Here is a 1,077-nt window from a genome sequence, read left to right as displayed (position 1 = left end):
ATACCGGCACCAACTACAGCTTAGCTACTACTACTGGAACTGGCAGCACCATCTTTGGTGGCTTAGTCGGCAATACTCGCGCACTCCTATCACTTGCTACAAGTGGAGACACTTCAGTAGCAGCGAGCGTGACGACAACATCTACACAAAACTACGGTGGTAACCTCACACTCTTGGGTTCGAACATTAGCTTGAACACTACAGACAGTCCGGTGAATATTGTTGGTAATGTTCTTGGCAGTGGTGGCAATGTTCTTACGTATCTGAATTCTTCGACGTGGACTACATACCAAAATGGTAGTCAACCATACACTCTATCTATTAATTTAGGTCAGAACTGGACCTACCAAGCTGATTATTTAGTTGGCTCAATGGATGGTGGCGGTCTTAATACCATTTTGTCTTATGGGTCTTACACCGATGGCGTATTGATTAGAACCCAGGGTAGAGGAGATAGTATGTACCTCAAGGGTAATAACAACGGTGCAATTGATCTATTTGGCTTTGGCAATAGTGGAACGAATGGTGCCTATGAAACCGTCAAGGTTACTTATGTTAATGCTGGTAGCTCAGGCACTTTAAGCGTCTATACCAATAACGTATTGATTTCTTCAATGACAGTTGCTGGTGCACTTAATCCAGGAAATCAAACCTTATCGATTGGTAGTGCTATCCACGCACCTAACGAGGGTTTGAATGCAACCATTAAAAATATCTCTATTAATTTAGGTAGTGCTGATTCCCCACTCACCATCAACTCCGGCGCTGGCGCAGCTACCATTGGTGGCAACGTATCGAACGTCAGTACCCTGACCATTAACTCCTCAAGCACTGGTAGCCGTATTACTGGTGCGATTGGTAATGCTGCTAATTTAGTCAACAACGGCGCAGGCATCCTCACACTTTTAGGTAATAACACCTTTAGTGGTAGCACCACCATTAACGCTGGCACCTTAAATGTTACCGGTGCTTTACCTGACAATACGGCAGTAACTGTCGCTAGCGGCGCAACCTATATTGTTGGCGCTACTGATACAGTAGGTTCAATTTCTGGTGCGGGGCATGTTGTGCTTACTG

At 45.0% G+C, this 1,077-nt stretch carries 1 protein-coding gene; it reads left to right on the top strand.

What is annotated here, in order from left to right; genetic code table 11:
• Window positions 1-1,077 (top strand): autotransporter-associated beta strand repeat-containing protein (locus ICN29_RS10610; protein WP_216133005.1); only part of this gene is annotated, 1,077 nt, incomplete at both ends.

The sequence above is a fragment of the Polynucleobacter nymphae genome (genome assembly GCF_018882155.1).
GTDB lineage: Bacteria > Pseudomonadota > Gammaproteobacteria > Burkholderiales > Burkholderiaceae > Polynucleobacter > Polynucleobacter nymphae.
Note: the sequence above shows the minus strand (reverse complement) of the source record. Positions and strands in the feature narration are given on the sequence as shown.